Source organism: Adhaeribacter soli (assembly GCF_008727925.1).
In the GTDB taxonomy this organism is placed as follows: Bacteria; Bacteroidota; Bacteroidia; order Cytophagales; family Hymenobacteraceae; genus Adhaeribacter_A; species Adhaeribacter_A soli.
Genome location: NZ_VTWT01000008.1, coordinates 50,381 through 68,509 on the forward strand (window position 1 = coordinate 50,381; position 18,129 = coordinate 68,509).

Annotated in this window: 13 protein-coding genes; all 13 read left to right on the top strand. The window is 36.4% G+C overall.

Going from position 1 to position 18,129, the window contains the following annotated elements; translation table 11 throughout:
• Positions 1-39: 39 nt before the first annotated feature.
• Positions 40-1,254 carry a site-specific integrase gene (locus F0P94_RS14675; RefSeq protein ID WP_150904660.1) on the top strand — a complete coding sequence of 405 codons (1,215 nt, stop codon included), beginning with the start codon at positions 40-42 and terminating at the stop codon, positions 1,252-1,254.
• Between the two features lie 6 nt (positions 1,255-1,260).
• Positions 1,261-2,280 (top strand): hypothetical protein, encoded by a 1,020-nt coding sequence (locus F0P94_RS14680; RefSeq protein ID WP_150904661.1) that lies wholly within the window; start codon positions 1,261-1,263, stop codon positions 2,278-2,280.
• 78 nt (positions 2,281-2,358) lie between these two features.
• Positions 2,359-2,640, top strand: a complete 282-nt coding sequence (locus tag F0P94_RS14685; protein WP_150904662.1) for a helix-turn-helix domain-containing protein — start codon at positions 2,359-2,361, stop codon at positions 2,638-2,640.
• A gap of 67 nt (positions 2,641-2,707) precedes the next feature.
• Positions 2,708-3,850 (top strand): AAA family ATPase, encoded by a 1,143-nt coding sequence (locus F0P94_RS14690; RefSeq protein ID WP_150904663.1) that lies wholly within the window; start codon positions 2,708-2,710, stop codon positions 3,848-3,850.
• Positions 3,851-4,345: 495 nt separating this feature from the next.
• On the top strand, positions 4,346-4,687 hold the full coding sequence (locus tag F0P94_RS14695) for a hypothetical protein (RefSeq protein WP_150904664.1): 342 nt from the start codon (positions 4,346-4,348) through the stop codon (positions 4,685-4,687).
• 69 nt (positions 4,688-4,756) lie between these two features.
• Positions 4,757-5,005, top strand: a complete 249-nt coding sequence (locus F0P94_RS14700; RefSeq protein ID WP_150904665.1) for a hypothetical protein — start codon at positions 4,757-4,759, stop codon at positions 5,003-5,005.
• Between the two features lie 186 nt (positions 5,006-5,191).
• The gene (locus tag F0P94_RS14705) at positions 5,192-5,383 is read left to right on the top strand and encodes a hypothetical protein (protein ID WP_150904666.1); all 192 of its coding nucleotides are present in this window, start codon (positions 5,192-5,194) and stop codon (positions 5,381-5,383) included.
• Between the two features lie 93 nt (positions 5,384-5,476).
• A complete protein-coding gene (locus F0P94_RS14710; RefSeq protein WP_225307236.1) occupies positions 5,477-6,487 on the top strand; it encodes a DUF3871 family protein in 1,011 nt (336 codons plus the stop codon).
• 256 nt (positions 6,488-6,743) lie between these two features.
• Entirely contained in the window at positions 6,744-8,777 is a 2,034-nt protein-coding gene (locus F0P94_RS14715) for a type I restriction-modification system subunit M (RefSeq protein WP_150904667.1), read from the top strand.
• Positions 8,777-10,186 carry a restriction endonuclease subunit S gene (locus tag F0P94_RS14720; protein WP_150904668.1) on the top strand — a complete coding sequence of 470 codons (1,410 nt, stop codon included), beginning with the start codon at positions 8,777-8,779 and terminating at the stop codon, positions 10,184-10,186. Before F0P94_RS14715 ends, F0P94_RS14720 begins: the two co-directional genes overlap by 1 nt.
• The gene (locus F0P94_RS14725; RefSeq protein WP_150904669.1) at positions 10,179-11,435 is read left to right on the top strand and encodes an FRG domain-containing protein; all 1,257 of its coding nucleotides are present in this window, start codon (positions 10,179-10,181) and stop codon (positions 11,433-11,435) included. Before F0P94_RS14720 ends, F0P94_RS14725 begins: the two co-directional genes overlap by 8 nt.
• 3 nt (positions 11,436-11,438) lie before the next feature.
• Positions 11,439-15,062 carry an ATP-dependent DNA helicase gene (locus tag F0P94_RS14730; protein WP_150904670.1) on the top strand — a complete coding sequence of 1,208 codons (3,624 nt, stop codon included), beginning with the start codon at positions 11,439-11,441 and terminating at the stop codon, positions 15,060-15,062.
• Between the two features lie 2 nt (positions 15,063-15,064).
• On the top strand, positions 15,065-18,127 hold the full coding sequence (locus F0P94_RS14735) for a type I restriction endonuclease subunit R (protein ID WP_150904671.1): 3,063 nt from the start codon (positions 15,065-15,067) through the stop codon (positions 18,125-18,127).
• The last annotated feature ends 2 nt before the right edge of the window (positions 18,128-18,129 follow it).

Sequence of the window (18,129 nt, forward strand, 5' to 3'; positions counted from 1 at the left end):
ACTAAGAACCTAATTTTGTAATCATTAATGCTATAGAATATGGCAACTGTAAAGATCATCTTAAAAGAAGATAAAGCGAATGCTTCAGGTGAAGCTCCTTTATATATACGGTTGATAAAAGACCGGAAACCAAAGTATATTTCATTAGGATTCCGGATAAACCCGAAACACTGGAATGCTGAAGAAAGGAAAGTAAAGAAATCTCATCCGAACTCTCAGCGCCTAAACAATTTCATTGCTTCTAAGATAGCGGAGGCTGAAGGAGTTGCTCTTACTATGGAAACACAGGAAAAAGGCATCTCCACCCGAAAGATCAAGGAGGCAGTTTTAGGAAAAGCCTCAGAGAGTTTTCTTAGATATGCAGATGCTTACATCAAAGCTCTGGAGAAGAATGGTCAGGTTGCAACAGGTATCAAAGCAAAGTCCATAATTTCTAAACTGAAAGATTACCTGGAAAATAAAGATCTTCTATTTGATCAACTTACAGTTAGTTTTCTTAAAGCATATGAACGGCATCTAAAAGATACTATAAAGAATAGTACAAATACTATTCATTTAAATCTTAGGGTTATCCGAAGAATCATTAATGAAGCTATACGAGAAGATTTGCTCCCTTATGAAAAGAATCCATTCCTGAAGTTCAAGCTGAAGCTGGAAAAGACTGCGAAAATCTATCTCACTGAAGAATTGCTGAAACAGTTGGAAGATCTTCCTTTAAAGCCTGGTACAAGAAAATTCCATCACCGGAATATGTATGTGTTTGCTGCTTATACAGGTGGGCTGCGTATTTCAGACATCTTGACCTTACAGTGGAAACACTTTGACGGGGAACGCATTATTATAGATACCCAAAAAACTGGTAGTACAGTATCTGTAAAATTGCCTTCTAAAGCAAAAGCTATTCTAGAACTATATCAGAAAGAAGGGAAGGGTAAGCAAAATCCGGAAGATTTTGTATTTCCTATTCTGAAAGCAGGTAAAGACTATAATGATCCTAAAGTCTTATACCAGGCAATTTCTTCCGCAACAGCCTATACTAATAAAGATATTCGAGCAATTGGTAAAGAAATCGGAGTTATTGGTAACTTAAGCTTTCACTCTAGCAGGCATACTTGGGCAACAAGAGCCTTGAGAAAGGGTATGCGAATAGAATATGTTTCAAAGCTTATGGGACATACGTCGATTAAAACCACTCAGATTTATGCAAAAATTGTATCTTCAGAGTTAGATAAAGCAATGGAAATATTTGATTAAGATTATATGGAAGACTTTTTTCACACCTATAGGAAGTTGATGTTAATATTTAAAGATAAGGTTGCTTTTGTTAGTAATTTCAAGGCAGCTTTTCTTCTTTATAAAAATAGTAATGATAGCCCGGATAATGACAAGTATGTATCTGAAGAAGCTACATATTACACCAGGTATTTAGATGATTTCATTAATAGTATTCAACAAAAGGCTGGCATTCCACCATTTCATACAACACTGCCTCTTCTGTATGTCGCTGATACTAACTTAAAATGGCTCATTATACAAAGTAAGCTCTTTTTAAAAGAATGCAGAGAGAATGAACTTATTATTAGGGATATTGGGGTTGAAGCGTATACAAATGTTTTTTCCTTTTGGGAAACATATAATCATAATTCAGATGGGAAGGAACCTCAACATGATTCAAATTTAGCTGCTGCAGAGGAGCTTGAAGTCTTCTTAAATGATGCGAGATTTGTAAGTGACATTCTCATTCCCTTTCTGGTAAGCTTTATCGATGTCTTAGAAGACAGGTACCAATTATTCAATTCCTTTTATGGGCTCGTGATAGAGGAACTAGCCAGTGATATGGCTATAGGGGAGAACGCTATCTTCCAAATGGGAAATGCACTATTGAATATTTCAACGGAAGAAGAGCTATTCGCATTTATTAATGTCAATGCCCAAGGAGATTTAATTGATCAGTATGCATACACGAAAAACAAGCCTTCAGTACTAAATGCTGAACAGCTTGCAATACTCTTTGCATATCTCCGTAAAGTAGGAGTAATTACAAATCCGAATGACACTGAGCTTAAAAGGTATGTGAGTTTACTTACAGGTGTATCTCATAATACCATCTACGAAAAGGGTTTAAGACATTTACAAGCAAGTAAGAATAATCCGTCAGTTCTTCAGAAATTAAATAAGAAAAAGAAGTTGGTGAATGTAGAAGCTATTGAAGATGTTCTAGCTTCAGTCAAAAAGAAGGTTAGACAAGATGCTGAAGAACACATGTTAATTTACTACTGACATTTAACCCCAATTTTACAACCCTTCTAGGGGCTTAAAAGGCTATAATTTTGCTCCCATTAAACGATACAACGTTATATGGGAGCATTTTTTATAACTGCGGATTCAGCAGATCAGTTTTTCAAAAAGCTTGATTCTATTGAGAAGGCAATAAAAGCATTACCAGTTTCTGCGTCAGAAACCTGGTTAGATAATGAGCAGGCTTTAAAGGAACTTAAAGTTAGTAAACGTACTCTTCAGAACTGGAGAGATTCAGGAATCATTGCTTTCAGCCAGATCGGTCATAAGATATACTACCGGCAGTCTGATATTGATGTAATGCTTCTAAAACATTATAACCAATCATTTAAGCCTCCATAATCCATCTCTATTTCAGATATGATATTTAACCGATTAATAATTAAATCATTGTAAAAGAAATAAAGATATGAATATGTTAGTTACAGAGGAACAAAATCTGGAGAATAAACAAGGTTCAGCAGAATCACCAAATGCAGAGCCAGCGGCAATTCCCACAGTAATCACAGCTAGGCAGTTAGCCAACATAGAAGGCACAACTAATGAAAGGTTTCTATTGGAGCCTTTCCTTCCAATTATTGGTACCGCTTTAGTAGCTGGTCAGCCTGATACAGGCAAAAGCCAGTTCGCCAGACAATTGGCAATTATTATATCTCACGGAGTAAATGCCTTTTTAGGTTTTCCCTTAAAACTTACTCATAGCAAAGCAATTTATTTAGCTACTGAGGATGATCCGATAAGTTGTAAAGAGCTTCAAATCAGGCAGCATAGCGGGTTAGGCTTGGTGCCAAATGAGAATTTAAGATTTATTTTTCCTGAAGTTTTAGATCAACGAGCAATATTACAAACTCTCGATACTGCGCTAGAAGCTGAGCCTGCTGATCTAGTTGTAGTTGATAGCTTTAGTGATGTCTTTGGTGGTAGTGATATGAATAGTAATACCCAGATGAGACAAACTGTAAACAGTTTTGATGCACTCGCTAAGAAGCATAAATGCCTGATTTTATTTGTACATCACATAAATAAAGCTGCCTATGGTAAAAATCCAACACAACAGGGTATCCAAGGAGGAAGTGGATTAACTCAGAAAGTAAGATTAGCATGGCAAATTTCTCCTGGTGAAGCCAATAAGAAATATCTTGCTGTTACTAAAGGGAATTATTGTCCGAGAGAATTTAAAGAGAAAGCTTTAGTTCTTACTTTCGATGAGGAAACTTTCATTTTTTCTCGTACTTCTGAAACAGTTGAAGCTAGTAACCTCATAACGGCTCAAGAAGCTGAAATGTCAAGAGCAGAAAGGGAATTTGAAAATTGCATAACAATTGTGAAAGATGGTCTAGATTCTAATCAGGGTTTATCTTATACTGAGTTAACGGAATTGATTATGGAGAAAATGGAAGTATCCGAAGCAACAGCTAAGAGGCGTATTGGTGCCCTGGCAGAAGCGAAATATATTAAAAAAGGTGAAGATAGAAATTACTTTTGGGATCAGGCAATAGATAGCTCTGAATACTCAGACATGGATAATGCTGATGGTCCAGTAGATAATTAGCCAACAACTAAAATGCGGTTTTTATAAAGTGCTTAGCTATTCATTTCGAAATCTAGCATTAAAATTAATTTGGAAGTTAAGCCTGCCACTATGGTAGGCTTTTTCTTTACTCATTAGAGGCTTCGTTGTTGATTAAAGTGGTATCAAAGTGTCACATATTTATTTTACTAGGGTTTTGAACCTTTTGATACTTGATACTAACTAATTAGGCTTAAACTTTAATTTTTAAGTAGTATTTTAATTTGGTAATAAATAATGGGTATCTAACTACCAGTGATTACTAACAACCCCTGCTTTTATATCCGGTAATTATTTTCTAGAAAGAGCTAACATATCAATATATATAGCTTTAATCTGCTAGCCGCACCCTATCATTTTTTTTATGTTTTTTGAGCGACTCTAAATCTCAGGAAGCCCCGTAAGACTCCCCCGCCTTAATCCGGAGAGGTTGGTACCTCCCTATGTCTTTATGTTCAATTTTAAACATTTAAAACTATGGTAACTGTAACCGGATTTAAGACCAAAAACACTACAGAAGGTAAAGCCTTCAATGTATTAATTCTACAAGGGGATCTAGAATTTATTCCTTCCAAAACTACTGGTAAGTTTTACGCAACTGCGAGAACCTGCAGCATCTCCTGCACCTTTAATGAAGTCGTTTGCGAAGGGCTTATTGGCAAGACACTTCCTGGTGCTATTGAGAAGATGCAGTGCGAGCCATATGACTACACAGTGAAGGAAACTGGCGAAGTTATAAAGCTCGATTATTCATATTACTATAACCCTAATCCAAAGACTGTAGAACAGGAAGTATTTCAAGTAAAAGTTGCTGCTTAAGCGGTCTTTTTCTTTAATGGGTAGGCTTCGGTCTACCCTTTATTCTTTTTAAAAAGAGCCTATAACTGTATGGATGATGAGAATAGCTGCCTGTTCCTGACCAAGTATAAGCTCATCAGGGTTAACTGTCCTTTTGAAGTTATTACTGCTCAGGATACCATAAGCTGGAACAAGGGGGAAAAGGTAGTAGTGGACCTTGTAAAAGAATGGGATTATAATACGCTGCTGTTCCAGGTGAAAGGTAAGCTGTACCCACACAGGTTCTTTTACTACAAGCCTCCGACTTCTCTGGTAATAAAGGGGCTTAAAAAAGGTTAGGAGTTATGCTGTATTTCTTCGCTAGGTTCTTTGAGATGGTTACTCCTTAAAATCAAACCACTGAAAGTAATGTAGCTGGTTCACTAGCTGCAGCAAGGTGAATTAGGGATAGTGTACTAATTGTATGCTATCCCATTTCAGCTATGTCATAAATTATTATACAACTATAAATAAGAAACTCTAATTATGAAAAGTAATGAAATATGTACTGGCTGTGGTTACCCTAGAGAAGAGTGCAGGTGCTTTGAGAACCAGGAGTACTTCTATGAATTAGAAAAAAGTACAATGATTAAACCTGTAATGCCTTTGTCGCATGAGAAAGATAGCAAAGAATTACCAAGAGATAAAGACCTAGGTAAAAGCAATAAAAGTCTTTGAGACTGTTAGTTAAAGATTCTATTCTTTTACAAAGATCGGTTACTATCCTAACCACACGATTCATGAAATCATTTTAAAACAACTTTAAGAAAAATGGAAAAGCAAATATTTATGTTGGGCTCTGGTGAGCCTGAGCCACAACCAATAATGAGAATAGTCGAAAATGAGGAGGTAGTTGAACAAGCTACCTCTTCCGCTTTTATTGAGGCAAATACTACTGTTGTAAGCTATCAGGAGATTCAAAAGGATCATATTATCCCAGTGTATGTCAAAGACAACGAACCCTTGATAAGCCAAGCTGATTTTATCCAGACTACCTTTGAAGCAGTTACTGATCTTTTTAAAGGAGAGCAGATATTGCAGCCACAAATCAGAGTATCACATCCTATTAAAGGTAGAATCCCAGATGCCAAGGATAAACCTGCTAACCAACTCCAGGAATGGGAGAGGACCTTATATTATGAGAGAATGATGTTTGTAATTGAGATTCCATCTGTATTGGATGTCATAGATGGTAACCAGTTAGCCCTTACAATTGGAGGGGTAAAAGCCTACAACCTGGATAACCTTTACACCAAAAAGGGGGGGATTGAACACTTTAAATTATTTATAGGGTTTCAGAATAAAGTTTGCACTAATATGTGTGTAAGTACTGATGGGTACTTAAATGATTTAAGAGTGTCAAGCCTGGAGCAGTTAAAAAATGAAGCATACCATTTATTGGGTGCTTATAACCAGCATAGGCACTTACAGCAGATGCAAGCCTTAACTGAATATTCTCTTTCTGAACAACAGTTTGCTCAGCTTATTGGAAGGTGTAGAATGTATCAATACTTGCCGTCTGCAAACAAGAAGGAAATACCAGCTCTTTTATATGGTGATTCACAACTCAGTTTGGTTTGTAAAGACTATTATAAAAATAATAGTTTTTGCAGGGAAGAAGATGGCGGTATCAGCCTTTGGAAACTCTATAACCTGTTTACTGGAGCTAATAAATCCACCTACATTGATCAATTCTTAGATAGATCTGTTAATGCTCTTGATTTTGCTTCTCAGGTACAATGTGCATTAGATGGGGGAGCAAGTAGTTGGTTCTTAAATTAATATAACTTATTATATAATTCATGATTTAAATTGAGAAAGGGTAGGCACTCCGATTAAAAGAGACTACCCTTTACTTCTCTATTTTAAATGGTATATTCGCTACTCGGAAAGCTGTTTATCGTTGATTTTGACAACAAGTTTAACTTATTACTTTTTCACATTTCAAAGCAGCACTGTCCAAGTTAAAACCAAGCTTTGGCAGAATAGATATTTTTACATTAAGTTCAGAGATTACCAGTAAAACATATTTCAGTAAATGATCACCAAACAAGCATTGGGTAATACCCTGTTCGGCATGGCCGATATACTTAGGGATAAGGTTGAAGACTATAAAGCTTACATTCTTTCTCTGTTATTTTTTAAGCGCTTATCAGACAATTACGATTGGGAGTCTACAAAGGTGCTGAAGGAGGCTGAAGAAACCTTCGGAAAATTGAATCAAAAACAAATTGATAAGATTTTGTTAGATGCACATGATTTTAAGATTCCAGCAAAGTGCCATTGGAAGGATGTGAGAGAAGCCTCAATGGATAAGAAGAACGATGTGCTAAACAGAGCGGTAAATTCGATTGCTGATCACAATCCTGATCTGAAAGGAGTAATTAATACAGTGCGTTGGAATGAACCTTCTCCGGATGGCTCTGGTGGGAAAAAACTACACCCTGAAGTGCTGTCATTGCTCGTAAATTACTTGGATGCAGTTGACCTCAGCAATAAAAATGCATCAGTTGATATATTAGGTGACGCTTATGAGTACCTTATTAAAAGGTTTGCTGACGAAAATAAAGGTGGTACAACTGCAGGGCAGTTTTATACTCCACAAGAAGTAGTAGACATTATTGTGCGATACCTCAAACCTCAGAAGGGGCATACCGTCTATGATCCAACTTGCGGTTCGGGTGGTTTCTTGATTAATGCTGCCAAGTACATCAAGAAAACAACAGGTTCTCAAAAGAATATCCGGCTATATGGGCAGGAGGATGTTTGGAACACTTGGGCGATTTGCAATATCAACATGATCCTACATGGGTTGGATGCATCCATAAAGAAAGGCGATACTTTAAAGGATCCTAAATTTACCAAACCTGATAATGAATTGGAAATAGAGCAGTTTGATAACGTCATGGCCAATTTCCCATTCTCCCAGGAAAACTGGTGGAAAAATGGTGAGCCGAAGAAGGATAAAAAGGGAAAAGTAGTCAATAAGAAGGATGGTTCCCCACAATTGGCGTACCCTAAAGAAGGTTTCTCTGATCCATACGAACGGTTTGAATATGGCAATCCGCCATTCTCAAATGGTGACTTTGCATTCTTGCAACATATTGTAGCTTCAATGAAGCCTAATGGTAAAGCAGGCATTGTATGTCCGCAGGGCATACTCTTTAGGGGGCAACCTGAGAAAACGGAAGAAGAAGATGGACAAAGACGCAAAGCCGATGATGAATATTTGATCAGACGAGGTTTTTTAAAAGGGAAGGTGGAGGACGATGGTGAATTGACGGAGGCTCACAATATTGTGGATGCGATTGTGGAATTGCCAGGTAACCTCTTTTATGGCACTACAATTCCAGGATCCATTCTTTTCCTGAACAAAAATAAAACAGAGGAACGCAAAGAAAAAGTGCTCATGGTATATGCCGCCAAGCAAGGTTGGTATAAGGAAGAAGCCAATATGAATATCCTCTTGCCGCATGATGTACTACGCATCTCTACCATCCTTGAAAGCTGGGGTGATTTAGAAATTGCTAAAGTTTGGATTACTGACCAGAAAGGAAGATTGCGAGGAGTTATTCAGGAAGAGCTTGATTTTAAGCTGGCTGCCCTAGATCAAGAATACAATGAAGATTTAGAAATGCTTGAGACTAAACTAAGCACTGCCAAAGAAGCAATTTTTAAGAAGAAACAAGAAGATAAAAAGCCCACGCAATCTCAACTTAAAGCTGTAGAATCTGCTCAGACTATTTTTGATAAAATGATCAGAGAGAAAGCAGATAAAATACAGACAGCTCACAATCTAGCTGAAAAAGAACGAAATGCAATTGATGATGTGGAGCAGGAAATTTTAAATATGCTACAAGATCTTGAATTGCAAAAACGATATTTTGCAGTGGTTGATATGAATGAGCTTGAGGAGAATGAGTTTAATCTAAATATTCCCCGCTATGTGGAGACCTTTGAGCCAGAGGAAGAACTCGACCTAAAAGTGATAATAGAAGAGTTTAATCAAATAACTAGTTCTGAAACTAAGGCAGATTCTATACTTGCTGATTTACTTAAAACTTTGGCCTAATGGAAAATAGCAAGACAGTGATCAATTCTTCATACTATCATAAGAAGCTTGGACAAGTACCAACAGATTGGGATATTACAAGTATTGGAGAAAGTTTTGATTTCTTTCCAACTTCTTCATTCTCAAGAGAAAAGCTAAACGACATTGATGGATGCGGATATGTACATTATGGAGATATACATACCAAATTTGATCGTTTTATTGATTTAGATAGAGATCAATTGCCTTTTATAGAGTTTAAACTTGCAGAAAAATATACTAAGATTCTAGATGGTGATTTAATTATTTCTGATGCTTCTGAAGATTATGAGGGCGTTGGAAAAGCAGTAGAAGTAATAAATACCAGAGAGAGATGTTTGATATCAGGTCTCCATACATTACATCTGAGGCAAAAGAATGGGGATTTTATCATTGGATTCCCTGGATATTTATTAAGTCATGAAAAAGTGAGACTTAATATTCTTAGATCAGCGACTGGTATAAAAGTATATAGTGTGTCGAAAACTGAACTCAAGCGCATAGAAATCCCAATACCATCTATCCCAGAACAAACAGCGATACTTAGCATTCTACTTAAAATAGATAAAGCTATTGTTGCTACGGAAACTACCATTAAAGCAGCAGAAAAGCTTAAAAAGGTTCTGATGCAAAACCTCTTAACCGGTAAGCTAAAACCAGACGGTACTTGGCGTAATGAAAATGATTTAAAGATTACAAAATATGGATTTGCTGCAAAGGAATGGTTGTATTGTCAAATAAAGGATCTAATTAAGGAAGGTTATATAGTTCAAGTACAAGATGGTAATCATGGAGAGTCACATCCAGTGTCTGCCGAATTTGTAGAAGAAGGGATCCCATTTGTAATGGCAAGCGATATTTCGGAAGGCTTTGTTGATCTAATAAATTCAAAGAAGATTACTAAACAAAGAGCCGACAAATTGAGGATAGGTTTTGCTAAGAATGGGGATGTTCTTTTGTCTCACAAGGCTTCTATTGGATATACATGTATTGTTCAAGAAGCAGATCCATATATAATGTTGACTCCGCAGGTAACATATTATAGGGTGAATCCTGATTTAATTCTTCCCGAGTATCTACATTGCTTCTTTCAACTTTATTCTTTTCAACAAATTTTAGAGGCCTACGCTAAACAATCCACACGCAACTATATAGGCATAACTAATCAGAAAAAACTTTGGATTTACTTGCCTACTTCTATTGAAGAACAAAGAGAAATTACTAAACCTATTAGTAATGTCGATGAAAAGATCCTTTTAAAGAAACAAAAAATCAAAAAGCTCCAAAAACTCAAAAAAGCAATGATGCAAAATCTCTTAACTGGTAAGGTAAGACTATCGATGGAGTTGATTAGGAAGTTACACGAGCAGGTTGAGGTAGCTTATGTCTAAGAGAGAAATCTCCGATCTTGATTTGAAGGTTAAGCTCACAAATGAATATTTAAAGAACGGTGGCGTTGAGAAAATCCGTTCTATTGGGCTGCTAGAAGATCTCTTAAAAGTAAAGGCTGGATCCGATGGCAAGGTGGACCCAGATACAGTAAGCACAAGGGTAAATGCCTTTATGCTTGCTATTTTAGGAGATCATTTAATGCCACCTTTTTATGATCCTGAATATATATCAGAATACAAATCAACGCTTCAAAAGTCAAACAGTTTCGCTCAGGTAAATATTGATACTCAAGAGCATTTTGATAAGATTTATGAGGAATATAGGGCTGCTGAAGATATATTATTTAGAGGGCAAAGAGAAGCTAAATGGCGGCTATACAGTAGGCTGCAGCGGGATTGGATAATAGAGAAGCTCCACAAAAATGGTAGCTATCAATCACTTTTAGAACGAATGGTTAAGCTAGGTAAAGAAGAATACGGCTTGAAAATTCAAGAGCTGCTTCAGGCTAACCATATCGATTCTACCAACTCTATAGCTGTGTTGGCATATTTACAACATCATGGATGCCCCACCCCCTTGCTTGATTGGACATATCGTTTTCAGAATGCTTTATATTTCGCACTTGATGGTTTACAACCAGGAGCAGGCGTAGTTGAAATAGAGGATTATTGTAGTGTTTACTATATTGAAGAGAAATATTTTGAGAGCAGTAGTTTAAGAAATATCATATCAGAGAGCTTAGATTCACTAGAAGCAGCAGAATTACAGCGCTTGATAGATCACTTTTCTAAAGGAAATGAAAAGAAGAGAGAAGCAATGCAAAGACATTTTGCTGGTAGAAAGGTTTTTGATCGAAGCAGAATTAATGGATCAGGGCTAATCTCTCATATGACACAAATTGAACATCTTATTAACTTTCCCTTAAGCTATTTTAGCGATAAAGATAAGAATACAGGTGTTCTTTTTTCTCTTAATAATAACAAGAACATAATAAACCAAGTTGGAGTGTTTACCTGGAATGCTCATCCTGTTAAACCACTGGAGATGGTAGCGGATGAACAATTTAATGAGGAGAAAACTGCAGAAGAATCTAACGATTATAGTTTTTGCTACTGCTTTAACATCAACAAAAAGCTATCGCCATATATTAGGAAACGTTTGGAAACAGATGGAATAACAAAAGATTTTATATATTCAACCCCTGATATAAGTACTTGGGATATTTTTGAAAAATGTAAATCGAATTAACTTATGCACATAACTATACGCTTAGCTTGGCATAGCAATGGATGGAATGGAAAGGTTTGCAGCAATCCAGAGGAGAATACTTACTGCATTGGGCAACAATCTTATCCTGGCGATTACATTAAAGGAGCCATTGAATTAGCAAAAAAGAATAATCCTAGTTTGAAAGCTAAGCCATGCCTAACTGCAGAAGGCATACCAGTTTGTGGATTTAGCATAAATGCATTTGGGGGAAATAAGACAAAGGCAGCAATCAATCCTCCAACTTGGTTTAACAAAGAAGCTAGACCAGCTCTAATTGACATACCTGAATCTACGGTCTGCATTTGGAACTATGAAGGTATGTATAGTGATGATGTAAACCGTGAGCCAGGCAAAGGTCAAAAGTATGATTATAACCAAAGGCTTAAAAATGCCAATGACTACTTTGACCGCCTTAGACAAACAGAAGGCAAGTCACTATTATTTTATTATGCCAACTATAGTAATCCTTTTAGCGAAGATGAGCAGCAAAATTACGTGATAGTAGGAGTTTCTCGTCTGAAGAAAGTTGGTAAGATTCATTATTATGATGGCGTAAGTGAAGAGATTAAAAAGAAATATGCAGGAGGTTTTGTCTGGCAAATGCCGGTTTCTTCAAACTACCCTGATGAGGGTTTTGTGATACCGTATCACAAGTATATGGATCGTCCAGAAGTGCTTGAACGAATTCTACTTGTGCCTGATAATAAAAGGAATTTTAAATATGCTACTCGTGAGGTTCCTGATGATGACGCTTTAGCATTAGTAGAAAGGATGATTGAAATAGCATCATTCTTAATCGAATTGGGTGATGATTCTCAGAATTGGGTTGAACGCAGAAAATGGCTGCTTTCCCTTTTTTCTGATTTGTGGAAGAAACGAGGTGCGTATCCTGGATTGCCACAAATGCTTTCGATAGTAGGGTTTGAAGAAGCTATTGAATTTTACAAAGAACAGACTCGAAATCAATTAGACAAGGAAGCGTATAAGCAGCTAAATGAGTTACTAATTGGAAATATAAAAACTATAGAGGGGCTACGTGTTTCTTCTCAAAAATTAGCTGAAGTTAAACGTAACTGGAAACTAAGAGAGGCTGATGAACAAGAATTGCTTTTACAGTTTATTCCTCGGTTTGCTCTATCTGTAAATCAAATAAAGAATATACTGCAACCTGCAAGAGAAAGCAATAGTTTGTATTGTTCACTCACTGATATTTCTCAGAACCCCTATTTACTTTGCGAGCAATATGTAGGGGATAATGATGATGATATCATTTCATTTCATTCTATCGATCATGGAATCCTTCCTAATCCGGAGTTAGGTTTAGAACCAATTTTTACCAAGAATTCTGCAGAGCGTTTTAGAGCTTTATGTGTAGAGGTTTTGAAGCGTGAGAATATTCATTCCTTTGTTTCGCAAACCAATGTTTTATTCAACCTTAATCAACGGTTAAGCTATTTGCCTGAGTGGAAAAACCACCAGTTTACTCCTAGGTATTTTGATGTAGATGCCGAATTCATTGAACAGGCAATTACTATTAGAAAACATGAAGGTGGAGAAAATTATTTGTATTTGAACTCTGTAAGGGAGGATGAGAAGCTAATTTTTTCTACCATAAAGAATATTAATACTGAAGATATTCAGCTCAGGGTCACAATAGATGAAGATCATTTTTATCATTTACTCAAAGACCCTAATAGCTCTTTGAACGAGAAGGCTCCTAAGGAGTATGATAAAGCCCTAAAAGGGCAAGCTAAAGTTTGTGTAAAAGTATTTACAAAACCAGTTTGCATTATTTCAGGTGCTGCTGGGACAGGAAAAACTACGATTCTCAAGTCAATTATTCGGAGCATAGAAAAGGCACATGGGATAGGCACAGGTATAATTTTACTAGCTCCTACAGGAAAGGCCTCAGTAAGAATGTCTGAAAAGACAGTGAAGAAATCATCTACGATTCATTCTTTTCTAGCTGGAAATGGTTGGCTTAATGATAATTTTACTTTTAAACGATATGGAAAAGAAGTAGATACAATCTCAACACTTATTATAGATGAGTGTTCTATGATAGATCTTTCTCTATTTGCTACATTGTTCAAAAGCATCAATTGGAATAGCATACAGCGCTTAATCTTAGTGGGTGACCCAAATCAGTTGCCTCCCATTGGGCGAGGGAAGGTTTTTAATGACATCATAGCTTGGATGAATAGGGAATGCCCTGATAACCTTGGAAAGTTAACTATTAATGTTAGACAACTGGAAAATCTAGTTAACAAAAGTGGTAATGGGATTCTGGAGTTGGCTGATATATACATTCAGGAAAAGCAGGCAGGTGAGTCATTTAATAAAGCTCATCAAGAAACTATACTAAAAAAAGTTCAACAAGGCGGTGTAATTGATAAAGACCTTACTGTACACTATTGGAAAGAAATGACAGATTTAGAATTGATGCTTAAGTCTGTTATAATTACTGATTTAGAACAAGAAACAGGGACGAAGGCCGAAGAAGGTAAAGCTTACGAAGTATGGGGAAGAGCTATCCGTAAAGCCGGCAAATTCCCAGATCCAAGTTACTTACAGATATTATCTCCATTTCGGGGTGAATTTTATGGTACTGATTATCTGAACTCTTTTTTTCAACAATTATTTAACGGATATCAAGCCAATAAAACCGTATTAGATGGTATTGCTCTTTATGATAAGGTTCTACAAATCAGAAATCGTCCTCAATCAAATAAGATATCAGCTTACAGCTGGAAAGAAGGCAAGAATGTTAAGATAGATATCTATAATGGAGAGCTAGGTTTCGTTTACCCACATCCTTTTGATAAAAGTAAAACTAGTTGGAGTGAATTTAGGCTTCAGAAGTTTCATGTAAAATTTGAGCGTAGAGATGATTATTCGGTTAATTATGGCTACTTAGAAGGCTATGATAATAAACCTATGTTTTATGAACCTGTTGATGAAAATTTGGAGCTTGGCTATGTAATATCAGTACATAAGGCACAAGGCAGTGAATTCAATAGAACATATTTGGTTCTTCCGAAGAAAAAAAGCTCTCTTTTATCAATGGAGCTACTTTATACCGCAATAACACGAGCGCAAACTCACCTTACTATTTTTGCCCAAGATGATGTTTCTACATTTATAGAACTATCCAAGTCTGAAAAGTCTAACACTCGCAGAATTAACTCATCAATTTTTTACTTTAATCCTATACCTGATTCACTCTTTACACTTAATGGGAATTGGTATGAAGATCAAAAGGTTGTTTCAACCCTTGCTGAGTACTTTGTGCGCTCTAAATCAGAGATGAACATTGCAAATATCCTTCATCTTAATAAAATACCTTTTAAATATGAAGTGCCAAAATTTGCAAAAGATGGCTCAATGTATTTACCAGATTTTACTATTCTATGGAAAGGTGAAGAATATTATTGGGAACATGTTGGAAGGCTTGATCTACCAAATTATAAGAATCATTGGGAAACTAAACAAAAATGGTATGAAAAACACTTCCCAGATAAGTTAATTACTACTTATGAAGGTACCAACCAGACAACTCAAATAAAGGAAATGCTCAGAGACAAATTTCGCATAACAATTAACTAAGAGTGGGAAATCTATCAGAACTCAAAGGAGTCGAAAAGCCTGTAACACAATGGCTCAGCAAAATGGGCTGGGTCTATAGGAGCAATGAAGAACTAAAAATCTATAGCCGTCAATTTTCAAATCCAATATTGGATCAAATCCTAATTGAGAAGACTGCTAAATTTAATAGTATATCAACTGAGGTTGCTAAAGTTGCAGTTGAGCAACTAACTCAACATTTAAATAACCCTTCGCCCATCTTGGGAAATGAAGAATTTCTTGAGAAACTAGCCTCCCACATAACCCTATCCGTTGATGGTGAAGATCTGGATATACATTTTATCAATTTTGATAACATCTGGGAAAATGATTTCATTGTTACTAATCAATACTGGGTGCAAGGGTATAAAATGGTAAAAACCGATATAGTTTTATTGGTTAATGGCGTTCCATTGGTACCAATTGAAGCTAAACAACGAGCTCGCAAGGGAACAAACTGGTTGGAGGGTGTTCGCCAGTTCTCCACTTACGAGCAACGTTCAGATAAATTCTTTATGGCCCATGCTTTTGGCGTAGCTTGCAATGGCCGAATTACCAAGTATGGGATTCCAGGGGCATCTTCTTCATATTTTAATGAATGGAAAAGCACTATAATAGATACTACCCAGGATAACCCCATTCTTGATCCTTGGAATGATCTGGTGAAGCACTACTTGAACGAAGATGACAGCTATTATCATTTTAAAATAGATAAGCTTCCCAATGGGGAAGTGCTGGAGAGAATGAAACTTGGAATTGTAGGCTTGTTGCAACCAGCAAGAGTATTGGATATTCTTAGATATTTTTTGGTTTTCGAGCGGGAAGATGGGAAAGTAATAAAGAAAGTCGCTCGTTACCAACAGCTTATAGCGGCTAATAAAATTGCCGAAAGAGTAGCCAATTCGGATCTGAGACAAGGGGTAATATGGCATACACAAGGCTCAGGAAAGAGTCTCACAATGCTTTATACAGCGTATAAATTGCGTCAGGATAAGAAACTCAATGATCCTACTGTTTACATTGTAGTTGACCGGAAAGATTTAAAAGAGCAAATCGGAGGCACATTTGACAATTGTGAATTTCCTAACTCGAGACCAGTGAATAATATTGGTGACCTTAAGAACATCATTGATACAGCTCCCGCCGGTGTATTTATCACTACTATTCAAAAATTCAGAGAATTAGGAAATCGGGAGGATAAAAGAGAAAATGTCATCATTCTTATTGATGAAGCACATAGAACCCAATATGGAGATTTCCAAATAGAGTTGCAAAATGTGCTACCTAATGCCAGGCGTTTTGCCTTTACTGGTACACCAATTCCTAAAACTCATCAGGAATTTGGTGTAAAGAAGAAAGAAGATAAACATGAATACTATCTGGATAAATACGGTATTCAAGATGCTATTGATGATGGCGCGACTAAACCAGTTCGCTATACTTTTGGACCACAGGAGTGGTTTTTAGATAAGGAAAATCTCAAACAAGGATATGAGGAGATTACGATTGATTTGACAGAAGACGAAAAACGGAAGGTAGAGAAGCGAGTTCAACCATGGAAAGTGTTTCTAAAACATCCTGATAGAGTCTCAACTTTAGCAAAAGTGATTGCAGTAGATTTTCGTGAGAATGTTGAGCCACAGGGATACAAGGCACAAATAGTTGCATGTGATAAAGAAGCCTGCGTTCTCTACTTTAACGAGTTGCTAAATTATTTTGACCGTTCTGAGATGGAGATTATATTCTCCGAAGGAAATTATGAAGATTCTGCTCGTTATGAGCTCTTCAAAGATCATTACAAATCAGATGTAGAACGCAAACGCCTTATAAGAAGGTTTAGAAAACGCATTACAGAAGAAGAACTCAAGCTGGGGAATAACCTTAAAATCTTTATTGTTTGTAATATGCTACTTACTGGGTTTGATGCTCCAGTTGAGCAAACAATGTATTTAGATAGTCCTATTCGTGACCATAATCTCCTACAGGCCGTTGCAAGAACAAACAGACCTTATGATGATAAAGTAACCAAGTTGTCTAAGCAATTTGGGCGTGTGGTAGATTATGTTGGTATTTTCGAAGACTATGAAGCTGCCCTAAACTACGACCCTGAAGACATAGGTGGATTTGAAGATATAGAAAGCCTTGTAGAGCAGTTTCCAGCAATACTCGATAAAGCATTCGAACCCTTTACAGAGATAAATCTCGAGGATTCTTATGAATGCTCGATTGCAATAGTTCGTAAACTTTCTGAGCTAGATCAAGGTAAGTTTGAGGAATGTTACAAAGAAGTAGTGCAGCTTTGGGAAGCAATTTCACCACATCCCAAGCTTCGGGATCAAAGATTAAAATATCTGTGGTTAAATGAAATTTATGAAATCTACCTGGAAGAGTTTAAAAGATTAGATTTTGATGCTGAAATATATGCCGCTAAAACAAGAAAACTTATCCAGGAAAGTGCTACGCTTATTAACTTCAAAGGGCATCTTCCGGAAATAACTATAGATTCCAACTATTTAAATAAGCTCAAAGAAACTAAGTTAGATCCGGCAGACAAAGCTGAGAAAATTATTAGGGATATTGAAACAGTAATTAGACGTAATGAAGCAAATAGTGCTATTTATGTAGAGTTTCAAAATCGATTAGATGATCTGATAAGGCAAAAGCAAGAAAATAGTAAAACAATAGAGCTTATATTAACTAGCTTAAGTTCTTTATATTCCGAATTGGAAGAAGTGTCCACTCTACCCCAGAAAATGGGCTTTCCCGATAAAGGGAGCTTTGAGATATTTACTCACATCAAAAATAGAGCTAATGGAGTATTAAATGAACAATTAGCGAGAGGTTTTGCAATTGAAGTAATTGACAAAGTAGTTAATAAAAGGATTTATATTGGTTGGCAGGATATACCAAAGGAATTAGACCGACTTCAAGTTAGTGTTGGAGTATTTGCTGCATCAGATAAGTATCTGGCTTTGGGAATAGATGAAGAAAAAGAATTGATGGAGTCTATTATGAAAGCAATAGCAAAGTATTATAGAATCGACTAATA